The organism is Aurantimonas litoralis (assembly GCF_026153195.1).
In the GTDB taxonomy this organism is placed as follows: domain Bacteria; phylum Pseudomonadota; class Alphaproteobacteria; order Rhizobiales; family Rhizobiaceae; genus Aurantimonas; species Aurantimonas coralicida.
This window is the reverse complement of record NZ_JAPFBM010000001.1, coordinates 795742-805744: the sequence shown is the minus strand read 5'-3', so window position 1 is coordinate 805744 and position 10003 is coordinate 795742. Positions and strand designations below refer to the sequence as shown.

Genomic DNA, 10003 nt, shown 5'->3' with positions numbered 1-10003 from the left:
CGGGACGGCGGCCGGTCGCCGCCGTCCCGTCGCGGGCGCTGCTGACATGAAGGCGGCGACCGCGTAGAACCGAATGCGTGACGGGGGCGCCTGCCGGAAACGGCGGGCTGAGATGCACCCTTCGAACCTGACCCGGATAATGCCGGCGGAGGGAGTCGCGGCGGGGTCTCTCACATGCTCCGTCGGGCTCGTCGTCGGCCAGGAGCCGACCGCGATGCCAAGCCAGTCCACCATCCGCAACGTTCTCTCGATCGCCGGCTCGGACCCCTCCGGCGGGGCCGGCATCCAGGCCGATCTGAAGACCTTCGCGGCGAACGGCGTCTACGGCATGGCCGTCATCACCGCGCTGACCGCCCAGAACACCCGGGGCGTCAGCGGCGTCGAACTGGTCTCGCCCGACTTCGTCACCCGCCAGATCGATGCGGTCTTCGCCGATATCCGCGTCGATGCGGTGAAGATCGGCATGATCGCCACCGCCGACATCGCCCATGCCGTCGCGGATGCGCTGAAGCGGAACAAGGCGCGAAACGTCGTTCTCGACCCGGTCATGGTCGCGAAGGGCGGCGATCGCCTGCTGGCCGAGGAGGCCGTGGCGGCGTTACGCAGCGAACTCGTGCCCCTTGCCGACATGATCACGCCGAACCTGCCGGAGGCGGCCGTGCTGCTGGATGCGGAGGAAGCCACCGACCGGGACGAAATGGAGGCGACCGCGACCCGCCTGCAGGCGCTGGGCTGCGGCTCGGCGCTGTTGAAGGGCGGCCATCTGAGCGGCGACGACAGCCCGGATCTGCTGGTGGCGGCAACGCAGCGCGAATGGTTCGAGGGCGCGCGTGTTCAAACCCGCAACACCCATGGCACCGGCTGCACCCTGTCCTCGGCGCTGGCGGCGCAGCTGGCGCTGACCGGCGACGCCTTCGCGGCGGTGAGGATCGCCAAGGCCTATGTCGCGGGTGCCATCGGCGCGGCGGACCGGCTGGACGTCGGATCCGGGCACGGTCCGACGCACCATTTCCACGGTCACTGGTAGCTGGGCGCTCGGCTCAGGAGACCTGCAGCAAGGCGTCGTCCGCGGGCGGTCCATCCTTCGGGACGTCCACCGCGACGGCCTCGACGCGGTCGCGGCCCATGGATTTCGCGCGGTAGAGCGCCTGGTCGGCGGCGGTGAGCAGGCCGTTCAGGTCGCGGTTCGCCTCGTTGGTGGCCACGCCGGCACTGACGGTGGCCGCGATCGACCGGCCGCCGACGGTACGGGCCTGATTGGCAAATCCGCGCACGATCGCCCTTGCGATGACGGCCGGCTCGTGCTTGTCGCGTCGCCGGACGAGGGCGGCGAACTCTTCGCCCCCGAGCCGGGCGAAGACGTCGGTCGGACGCAGATGGTCGGCGGTGCTGTCGACGAACAGCTTGATGACCTCGTCGCCGCAGCCATGCCCATGATCGTCGTTGATCTTCTTGAAGCGGTCGAGATCGAACAGGAGCAGGGCGACGTCGCCGGCATCGGCGTCGTTGAGAAGCGCGGTCGCCTTGGTCGTGAAGGCCCGGCGGTTGTCGATGCCGGTCAGGAAGTCGGTTTCCGACAGGCGGCGCAGGGACTGCTCATGCCGTCCGCGCACCATCGCGATGACGAGATAGGTGCTGACGCCGATCATCAGGATGGCCTGGGTCATCACCAGCGTGAACAGGAAGCCGGTCATCAATTGCTGGTCGGAGACGGCGGCCGGCAGGCCGACCAGCATCACGCGCAGGGCGCAGAACAGGCCATGCGCACCGAAGGCCGCGCTGAGGATCAGCGCCGGGCCGCTGCGGGCCGTCGGGTTGAGCAGGGTCAGCGCGATGGCCAGCGAATAGAAGGCGGAAATGGTCGAGATCACGGCGACCCGGGCCTCGACGCTCTCTGCCGCCGGGGACAGCCCGTAGAACAGCAGCCAGACGACTGGCCCAGCATACCACCAGAGGCTGGTTTTGACATCGCAGAACCGGGCGAAGCCGACATAGAGCAGCGCGTAGCCTGCGAGCAGCAGCGCATTGGCCCCGCCGATGGCCACCGCATAGAATTCGAACACCCGCAGCGGCGCCGTGGCCGCAGCCAGCGCGATCAGACCCATGCCGGCGCTCCAGTACAGCAGCGCCGTCTCGCGCAGATTCCGCCACTCGACCAGATGGCAGAGGCTGGCGCTGAGACAGAGCGCGCTCAGGACAAGGAGCATCGTGGGGGTATGGATCTGCATGTGCCCGCGAAAAACGAAGATGACGTAGGGATACTAGCGCGAAAGATGTCGACGCTTCGTTACGACTTGCAACGATGAGTCCGCAATAAGCCTCAGTCGCTCGCGGCGGTGGCGCCGTCCAGCGGGACCACGTCGACGGCATGCGAGGTCTGCTGGTGGCCCGCGGTCACGACGACACCCGCGACCGGGGCGACGTCGTCATAGTCACGGCCCATGGCCACGATGATGTGGCCCCGTTCCACCGCGACCCCGTTGGTCGGGTCGAACCCCACCCAGCCGGCATCCGGGCCGAGCCACGCGGCGGCCCAGGCATGCATGGAATCGGCGCCTTCGAGGCGCGGCTGTCCGGGCGGCGGCTCGGTGCGCAGGAAGCCGCTGACATAGGCCGCGGGAATGCCGGCGCCGCGCAGGCCCGCCACCATCACATGAGCGAAGTCCTGGCAGACCCCGCGGCGGCGCGAAAAGGCTTCGGCGACGCCGGTGCGCACGTCCGTCGCGCCGGGCTCGTAGGCGAAGTCGTCCTGGATGCGCCGCGCCAGCGCCAGCACGCCCGGGCCCGCCTGCGGCGCCTCGTCGAGGCTCGAAGCGGCATAGGCGGTGATGTCGGTGGCCGGCACGATGCGGCGACTGCGGCCGAGAAAATGGATCGGCGACAGCGCGTCGCTGCCGCGCCAGGTGATGGCGGCGTCGGCGATGGCATCGGCCGTCGGCGTTGCCGCCAGATCGACCGGAGCGCGGTCGACCCGCACGCGGGCCCGCATATCGACGGCCAGTTCGCCATGCGGCCGGCGGAACGCCACGTCCTCGACCGGATTGCCGAAGAAATCATGCTCGTGATGATGCTCGTCGGGATCGGGCGAGACGACGACCGTCGAGGTGAGGACGCGCTGGCCGCTGTCGTTGCGGGGCCGCACATAGAGGAGATGGCGGGCATCGGCGACGGCGGAGGGATAGGCGCAGCCGATCTGCAGGCGGATGTCGTAGATCATTCCGGGCCGCCCCCGTCGGTCGGGGTGGCCGGGCCGGCCATCAGATAGCGGCGTCCGATCAGGTCCGACAAAAGGCCGAGATCGCCGGCGACACGTTCGAGGAAGGCGGTGTCCACTTCCGCCGCCTCGGCGGTTTCCAGCCGGACCTTGAGGCGCGCCACCCGGCGAAACAGCATGTCCGGCGTCTCGCCGGACTTCACGCCCGGCAGTTCCACCAGCCGCGCCTCCAGATCGTTGACCTGGAAAGCGAGCGAACGCGGATTGAGCGGATCGAGAAGCGTGAGGTCGACCACCGTCTCCTGCGACAGATCCACCGAATAGCGGCGGCGATAGGTGACACGGCTGTCGGTGAATTCGAGGAGGGCCTCCAGCGCGCCTTCAGGTGGCGCGTCCCGCATCAGCGTCGCCGCGATCAGCGCCGACATCTGGCCGCGCTCGATCCGCCGGCCGCATTGCATGAAGCGCCAGCCGGTGAACTGGTACATGTTCTCGCGCACGAGGCCCGTGAAGCCCGACAGCCGCGTCAGGATCTGGCTGGTCAGCGCCACGATGTCCCGGTCATCGTCGGCGATGGCCTGTTCGATCAGCTCGACGATCTCGTTCAGGCTGCGCCAGCCATCGGGCGAAAACCGGTCGCGGATGCGCGAGGCGGTGCTGGCGGCTTGGCGGGCCAGCATCAGGAGGCCCGTTGCCGGGTCTGCCGGCGGGATCGAGACGCCGAGCCCTGACAGAAGCGTCGCGACACTGGCCTCCACCTCGGCCAGCCGCTGGCCTTCGCCGGCCCGCGCCGCGTAGAGCCGCAGAAGCCGGGTGGCGACCTCGCAGCGTTCGGCATAGCGGCCGAGCCAGTAGAGATTGTCGGCGGCCCTTGCCGGCAGCGCCCCCGGCAGCCGCCGCAGGAAACGGTCGCCCGAGCCGAGCAGCGTGACCGGGCTCGCCGGCGTCTCGGAGGGGATCCAGACGTCGGTGGAACGGCCACCCTTCTGCATGGAGACGACGCGGGCGTCGCGGGAATCGGCAATGCGGGCAAAGCCGCCCGGCATGACGTGCCAGCCATCCTCGTCGCGGGCGAGAAAGACCCGCAGGGTGACCGGTCGCGGTTCCAGCACGCCGTCGACGAAGGCCGGCGCGGTGGACAGACGGGCGATCTCCTGGCCGACCAGCCGGAACCCCTCTGCGACGAGGCGCGATCCGCTGTCGCCGGTGTCGAAGGCCGGCCCGGCATCGCCGGTCGCGGCGGAGGGCGGGAACGCGTCGGCCAGTTGCAGCCGGTCGCGGTGGGCCGCCACATGGGCCCGCTCCGCCTCCTGGCCGCACCACCAGGTCGCAACCGTCGGCAGCGCCAGCCGGTGGCCGATCAGCGCCTCGGCCAGCGGTTCCTGGAAGGCCATCAAGGCGCGGCTCTCCAGAATGCCCGAGCCCGGTGCGTTGACCATCGCCAGCGTCCCGGCGCGGACCGCGCGCAGCAGGCCGGGCGTGCCGATCCGCGAGCCGGCGAACAGCTCCAGCGGGTCGCAGAAATCGGCGTCGAGCCGGCGCCACAGGACGCGAATGGCGCGGGTGCCGTCGACGGTGCGCACATCGACGCGGTCGCCATGCACGACGAGGTCGCCGCCCTCCAGGAGCAGCAGCCCGAGATAGCGGGCGAGATAGGCCTGTTCGTAATAGGTGTCGTTGTGGGGCCCCGGCGTCAGGAGGCCGATGCGCGAGGCGTCGGGACCGGCCAGCCTGTAGAGACTGTCGCGGAAACGCTGGAAGAAGCCGGCCAGCCGCTCGACATTCATGTCGCGGGTGAGTTCGGGGAAGGCCTTGGCGGTGGCGACCCGGTTTTCCAGCGCGAAGCCGGCGCCGGACGGCGCCTGGGTGCGGTCGCCCAACACCCACCAGCGCCCGTCTGGGCCGCGGCCGAGATCCATGGCGATGAAGCGGATCAGCGGTTCGCCGGACAGTCCCTGGTCGGCGACGGGGCGCAGGAATTCCGGGTTCTGGCCGAGGATCGGGCCGGGCAGGGTGCCCTCGGCGATCAGCCGGCGCTTGCCGTAGAGGTCGGCCAGCAGCCGTTCCAGGAAGTCGGCACGCTCGACCAGCCCGTCCGACAGGCTCTGCCACTCCGCCGGATCGAGCACCAGCGGCGGCTGCGACAGCGGCCAGTCGCGCTCCACCTCGCTGGCGTCGCCATAGACCCGGTGGAAGACGCCGGCTTCGCTGAGATATTGCCGGGCGCTGCGGAATCGCGCGTCGCGCTCGCCGTCCGCCATGCTCCCCAGGGCATCGATCAGCGGGCGGTAATGCGGGCGCACCGAGCCGTCCCGCGCCAGCATCTCGTCATGGCCGGTGCCGACAAGGGCGGCGTAGCGGGCGAGAACGGATGCGGGATCACGGAACTGCATGCTTTTTCGTAAAACTCCTGACCAGATGGGCTATAGCCGCATTCGCTCTCTGGACCTAGCAAGAGATTGGACACCATGCGCGCACACCTCGCCAGCCTGCTGCGCTCGCGCCGCTGGGAATACTTCATCATCACCGTCATCGTGATCAACGCGATCACGCTCGGCCTCGAGACCGATCCCTGGATGATGGCGACCTTCGGCTCGCTCCTGGTGGCCCTCGACCAGACGATCGTCGTCGTCTTCGTGATCGAGATCTGCCTGCGCATCTACGCCTTCGGGTGGCGGTTCTTCCGCGATCCCTGGAGCCTGTTCGATTTCGCCATCGTGGCGATCGCGCTGATGCCGGCGACCGGGCCGCTGACGGTGCTGCGCGCCCTGCGCATCCTGCGGGTGATGCGGCTGATCTCGGTGGTGCCGTCGCTGCGCCGGGTCATCGGCGGGCTGATCGCTGCGCTGCCCGGCATGGGCTCGATCGTCGTCCTCCTGCTTCTGGTCTTCTACGTCTTCTCGGTGATGGCGACCAAGCTCTACGGCGCGACCTTCCCCGAATGGTTCGGCAGCATCGGCGCGTCGATCTACACGCTGTTCCAGGTGATGACGCTGGAGAGCTGGTCGATGGGCATCGTGCGGCCGGTGATGGAGGCGCATCCCCATGCCTGGCTGTTCTTCGTGCCGTTCATCCTGTCGACGACCTATGCCGTCCTGAACCTGTTCATCGGTGTCATCGTCTCGGCCATGCAGGAGGAGCACCAGGCCGTCGTCGAGGCCGAACAGGAGCAGGTTCACGACGAGAACATGCAGGTGCTTGCCGAGTTGCGGGCGCTGCGCAGCGAGCTTGCGGAGATCAAGACGCGGCTCGCCTGAGGCGAGGGACCGATCCCGCAGGCCCGCCCGAGGTGGTTGGGCAGGCCTGCCGGTATTCTGGTCGTAGCGACCCTAGGCGAGGCCGGCGGGACGCCGCAGGTCGAGGGTCGTCGGGAAGGTCGCGTTGGGCCGCTCGCCGACCGGCTCGTAGGTGCCGGGCGTGTGGCCGATTTCCTCGAAGCGGGCGAGACGCCGGGCCTCGGCCTCGTAGGAATTGACCGGGAACGTATCGTAGTTGCGACCGCCCGGATGGGCGACGTGATAGACGCAGCCGCCGAGCGAGCGCTTCGACCAGCGATCATAGATGTCGAAGGTCAGCGGCGCGTCGACGGGCAGGGTCGGATGCAGCCCCGAGGCCGGCTGCCACGCCTTGAAGCGCACGCCCGCCACCGCATCCTTGCCGCTGCCGGTCGGCGTCATCGGTACTTCGCGGCCGTTGCAGGTCAGCATGTGCCGTGCCGGGTCGAAGCCGCTCATCTTGGCCTGCAGCCGCTCGACCGAGGAATCGACGAAGCGCACCGTGCCGCCGATGGCGCCGGTCTCGCCCATCACATGCCACGGCTCCAGCGCCTGGCGCAGCTCCAGCGTGACACCGCTGCGCTCGATCCGGCCGCAGAAGGGGAAGCGGAACTCGGCCTGCGCCTCGAACCACTCGGCCCGCATCGGATAGCCGGCCGCGCCGAGATCGGCGAGCACGTCGGTGAAATCCTGCCAGACGAATTCCGGCAGCATGAAGCGGTCGTGCAGGGTGGTGCCCCAGCGAACGAAGCGGCCGGTCTCCGGCGTCTTCCAGAACTTGGCGATCAGCGCCCGGATGAGGAGCTGCTGGGCGAGGCTCATCCGCGCGTCCGGCGGCATCTCGAAGCCGCGGAACTCGACGAGGCCGAGGCGGCCCGTCGGGCCGTCGGGGGAGAACAACTTGTCGATGCAGATCTCGGCCCGGTGGGTGTTGCCGGTCACGTCGATCAGGAGGTTGCGGAACAGCCGGTCGGTCATCCACGGCGCGACGGAGGTGGAATCCTCCGGGATCTGCGCCATGGCGATCTCGAGCTCGTAGAGCTGGTCGTGGCGCGCCTCGTCGATGCGGGGCGCCTGGCTCGTCGGTCCGATGAACAGGCCGGAGAACAGATAGGACAGCGACGGATGGCGCTGCCAGTAGAGGACCAGCGACTTCAGGAGGTCCGGCCGCCGCAGGAAGGGCGAATCCAGCGGCGTCGCGCCGCCGACGACCACATGGTTGCCGCCGCCGGTACCGGCATGCTTGCCGTCGATCATGAACTTGTCGGTGCCCAGCCGCGACTGCCGCGCCTCCTCGTAGACGGCCGTGGTGATGTCGACGCTCTCGCGCCATGACGCGGCGGGATGGACATTGACCTCGATGACGCCCGGGTCGGGTGCGACGCGGATGACGTTGAGCCGCGGATCGGCCGGCGGGGCGTAGCCCTCGATCTGGATCGGCAGGTTTTCCGCCTCCGCCACTTCCTCGACTGCGCCGAGAAGATCGAGATAGGCCTCGGCCGTTTCCAGCGGCGGCATGAACACGCATAATTTGCCGTCGCGCGGCTCGATGGCGATGGCGGTACGCACCGCGCCGAGAATGGCGTTGGGGCTCGGCTCAGCCGGAGCCACCGGTGCCGCGGTGCCGGAACCCGATGTCATGCCGGCGCTGCCCGCCGACTGGCGCATCGTGCCGGCGGGGCCGTCCATCGCCTGCTCGGCCGCGTCGTCCCGCTGGCTCTGCATCTCGACGCGGCCGTACTGGGTGCGGTTCTGCGGCGGCAGCGGCGGGAAGGGCTGCATCGGATCGGCCGGGTGGATGTAGGGATAGTCCTTCGGCTCCAGATGCGGGATCGCGCCGAGCGGCAGGCGGTAGCCCAGCGCACTGTCGCCGGGGGCGAGGAATAGATGTCCGCGCCGGGTCGTCCAGCGCTCCGACTGCCAGCGCAGGGCGCGCTCGCCGCGTCCCTGCCACGCCTGCACCGGCAAGACATAGCCGGTCGGCTTGGACAGGCCGCGTGAGAAGACGGTCGCCAGACGGGCACGCTCCTCCGGGTCCTCCAGCTTGGAATCGGTGGGTTCGACATTTTCGGGAAGCTGTGCTTCGCGGGCGAGCCAGTAGGCGGAGTCCTCATAGGCCGGCGCGGCGTAGTCGGGCGACACGCCGATCGCCTCGGCCACCTTGCGCGACAGGCGCTCGGCTTCTTCCGGCCCGACCGGGCGCGCCTCGGTCTCGCGCGCCACCAGTTCGGCGTTCTTCCAGACCGGCACGCCGTCCTTGCGCCAGTAGAGCGAGAAGGTCCAGCGCGGCAGGGTCTCGCCCGGATACCACTTGCCCTGGCCGTAATGCAGGAAGCCGCCGGGCGCAAAACGGTCGCGCAGACGCCGGATCAGGTCGTCGGCGAGGCCACGCTTCATCGGGCCGGTCGCGTCGGCGTTCCATTCCGGCGACTCGAACTCGTCGATCGAGACGAAGGTCGGCTCACCGCCCATGGTCAGGCGGACGTCGTTCTCCGCGAGCTCGCGGTCCACCTTTTCGCCGAGGGCGTCCAGCGCCTGCCAGCTTTCCTCGGAGAAGGGGTAGGACACGCGCGGCCGTTCGGAGATGCGGTCGACGGTCATCTCGAAGTCGAATTCGACCTCGGCAAAGCTGACGACGCCCGAGATCGGCGCGGCCGAGCGGTAATGCGGCGTCGCGGCCAAAGGCACATGGCTCTCGCCGGTCATCAGGCCGGAGGTGGGGTCGAGGCCGATCCAGCCGGCGCCCGGCAGATAGACCTCGGCCCAGGCGTGCAGATCGGTGAAATCGACGTCGGTGCCCGTGGGACCGTCGAGGGCAACCTGGTCGGGCTTGAGCTGGATCAGATAGCCGGAGACGAAGCGGGCGGCGAAGCCGAGATGGCGCAGGACCTGGACCAGCAGCCAGGACGTGTCGCGGCACGAGCCCGAACGGTTTTGCAGCGTTTCGTCCGGCGTCTGAACGCCCGGCTCCATGCGCACCAGATAGGTGATCTCCTGCTGCAGCGTCCGGTTGAGGCCGACGAGGAAATCCACCGTATGGGTTTCACTGCGGTCGAGCTCTTCCAGATAGCGGGTCAGCAGCGGACCGGCCGGCTCGGCGCCGAGATAGGCGGAGAGGTCGGTCTTCAGCGGCTCCTCGTACTGGAACGGCCAGGCCTCGGCCGCTTCCTCGACGAAGAAGTCGAACGGATTATAGACCGTCATGTCGGCCAGGAGATCGACCTCGATGCGGAATTCCGTGGCTTCCTCCGGGAACACCAGCCGCGCGAGGTAGTTGCCGAATGGATCCTGTTGCCAGTTGATGAAGTGGTTTTCCGGCAGGATCTTCAGCGCGTAGGACGGCACCCTTGTGCGCGAATGCGGCGCCGGCCGCAGCCGGATGACCTGCGGGCCGAGCCTGACGGGACGGTCGTAGCGGTAATGGGTGACATGGTGCAGGGCTGCTAGGATCGACATCGGAACTTTCGTGCAGGTCACTCGGAACGCGGCGGGGCGGATGCTGCAGACGTTCCTT

6 protein-coding genes and 1 riboswitch are annotated in these 10003 nt (G+C 68.9%); of the genes, 2 read left to right on the top strand and 4 right to left on the bottom strand.

Translation table 11 applies throughout. The features are described 5' to 3' along the window. The first annotated feature begins 72 nt into the window (after positions 1 to 72). Positions 73 to 171: riboswitch (TPP riboswitch) on the top strand. A gap of 43 nt (positions 172 to 214) precedes the next feature. Further along, on the top strand, positions 215 to 1027 hold the full coding sequence (gene thiD / locus N7I30_RS03825; RefSeq protein ID WP_498636799.1) for a bifunctional hydroxymethylpyrimidine kinase/phosphomethylpyrimidine kinase: 813 nt from the start codon (positions 215 to 217) through the stop codon (positions 1025 to 1027). A gap of 13 nt (positions 1028 to 1040) precedes the next feature. On the opposite strand, the gene N7I30_RS03820 is transcribed toward thiD, so the two are convergent. The 3 genes from N7I30_RS03820 to N7I30_RS03810 all read right to left on the bottom strand — a co-directional run bounded on the left by N7I30_RS03820 (position 1041) and on the right by N7I30_RS03810 (position 5607). Next, positions 1041 to 2228 carry a GGDEF domain-containing protein gene (locus tag N7I30_RS03820; RefSeq protein WP_498636797.1) on the bottom strand — a complete coding sequence of 396 codons (1188 nt, stop codon included), beginning with the start codon at positions 2226 to 2228 and terminating at the stop codon, positions 1041 to 1043. A 92-nt stretch (positions 2229 to 2320) separates the two neighbouring features. After that, positions 2321 to 3217 (bottom strand): transglutaminase family protein, encoded by an 897-nt coding sequence (locus N7I30_RS03815; RefSeq protein ID WP_498636795.1) that lies wholly within the window; start codon positions 3215 to 3217, stop codon positions 2321 to 2323. Further along, positions 3214 to 5607, bottom strand: coding sequence for a circularly permuted type 2 ATP-grasp protein (locus tag N7I30_RS03810; protein ID WP_498636793.1), 2394 nt, complete (start codon positions 5605 to 5607; stop codon positions 3214 to 3216). Before N7I30_RS03810 ends, N7I30_RS03815 begins: the two co-directional genes overlap by 4 nt. Positions 5608 to 5682: 75 nt before the next feature. On the opposite strand from N7I30_RS03810, the gene N7I30_RS03805 reads away from it, so the two are divergent. Then, entirely contained in the window at positions 5683 to 6471 is a 789-nt protein-coding gene (locus tag N7I30_RS03805; protein WP_009210816.1) for an ion transporter, read from the top strand. A gap of 72 nt (positions 6472 to 6543) precedes the next feature. On the opposite strand, the gene N7I30_RS03800 is transcribed toward N7I30_RS03805, so the two are convergent. After that, positions 6544 to 9945 (bottom strand): transglutaminase family protein, encoded by a 3402-nt coding sequence (locus N7I30_RS03800; RefSeq protein ID WP_498636791.1) that lies wholly within the window; start codon positions 9943 to 9945, stop codon positions 6544 to 6546. Positions 9946 to 10003: the final 58 nt, after the last annotated feature.

Bases quoted from the DNA above. Each gene is read 5' to 3' on its own strand.
- N7I30_RS03820 (WP_498636797.1), bottom strand. From the start codon at position 2,228: ATGCAGATCCATACCCCCACGATGCTCCTTGTCCTGAGCGCGCTCTGT.
- N7I30_RS03805 (WP_009210816.1), top strand. From the start codon at position 5,683: ATGCGCGCACACCTCGCCAGCCTGCTGCGCTCGCGCCGCTGGGAATAC.
- N7I30_RS03815 (WP_498636795.1), bottom strand. From the start codon at position 3,217: ATGATCTACGACATCCGCCTGCAGATCGGCTGCGCCTATCCCTCCGCC.
- N7I30_RS03810 (WP_498636793.1), bottom strand. From the start codon at position 5,607: ATGCAGTTCCGTGATCCCGCATCCGTTCTCGCCCGCTACGCCGCCCTT.
- thiD (WP_498636799.1), top strand. From the start codon at position 215: ATGCCAAGCCAGTCCACCATCCGCAACGTTCTCTCGATCGCCGGCTCG.
- N7I30_RS03800 (WP_498636791.1), bottom strand. From the start codon at position 9,945: ATGTCGATCCTAGCAGCCCTGCACCATGTCACCCATTACCGCTACGAC.